The following is a 1066-nucleotide window of genomic DNA, read 5'->3' on the forward strand; positions in this document are numbered from 1 at the left end:
TGTACAGGAACACGTCGCCGCCGGCGGCACGCCTGGCCAGGGCATGGGCCTGCAGCGCGAACTCCTTGCTGCCGCCACCGGCCGGGATCAGCCCGACGCCGGCCTCGACCAGGCCGACATAGCTCTCGAGCGCCATCACCCGGTGGCCGGCATGCATCGCGAACTCGCAGCCACCGCCCAGCGCCATGCCCTGCACCGCGGCCACCACCGGCACCTGGGCGTGCTTGATCGCCATCGAGGTGCGCTGGAACTTGGCCACGGTCTGCTCGAGCATGCCGAACTGGCCGGCCTTGATCGCTTCGGTGACCTGGGCGAGATTGGCGCCCACCGCGAAGGGGGCGCTCTGCCAGATCACCAGGCCGTCGAGCTCGCGCTCGGCGCGGGCCAGTGCTTCAAGCATCCCGTCGAGCACTTCGTCGCCGATCGCGTGCATCTTGGAGGTGATCGAGACGATGCCGATGCGCGCGTCCTGGTCGGGACGGGTCCATAGCCGCACCCCGGCGTTCTCCCACAGGGTTTCGCCCTGGTCGGGCGCGGCTTCGCCGATCACCTGCTCGGGGTAGAGCTGGCGGCCATAGACCGGCAAGGTGGAGCGCGGCTTGAGCGCATCGTCTGCGGCGGAGTAGGAGCCGTCCGGCGCATGCACGCCCTCGCGCTCGAACACCCAGGCCGGCAGCGGCGCATCGCTCATCGCCCGGCCGGCTTCGATGTCGGTTTTCACCGCCTCGGCGATCGCGCGCCAGCCGGCGGCCTGCCAGGTCTCGAGCGGGCCCATCGTCCAGCCGAAGCCCCAGCGCATGGCGAGGTCGAGATCGCGGGCGTTGTCGGCGATCTGCGCGAGGTGGAAGGCGCAGTAGTGGAAGACGTCGCGGAAGATCGCCCACAGGAACTTCGCCTGCGGGTGTTCGCTCGCGCGCAGCTGGGCGAACCGGGCGGCCGGGTCGCGGTTCTTGAGGATCGCCGCCACTTCCGGCGCCACCTCGGCGGCGCTGGCGCGGTAGTCCTGCTGCGCGAGGTCGAGCACCATGATCTGCTTGCCCTGTTTGCGGTAGATGCCGGCGCGGGT

General features: G+C 70.5%; 1 protein-coding gene. It reads right to left on the minus strand.

Annotation, left to right across the window (positions count from 1 at the left end; all coding sequences use genetic code 11):
- The coding region (locus GQB03_RS22590) for an enoyl-CoA hydratase/isomerase family protein (protein WP_200832416.1) at positions 1-1066 on the minus strand (1066 nt) is incomplete at both ends.

Origin of the sequence: Cognatazoarcus halotolerans, assembly GCF_009800965.1 — a bacterium.
GTDB lineage: Bacteria > Pseudomonadota > Gammaproteobacteria > Burkholderiales > Rhodocyclaceae > Cognatazoarcus > Cognatazoarcus halotolerans.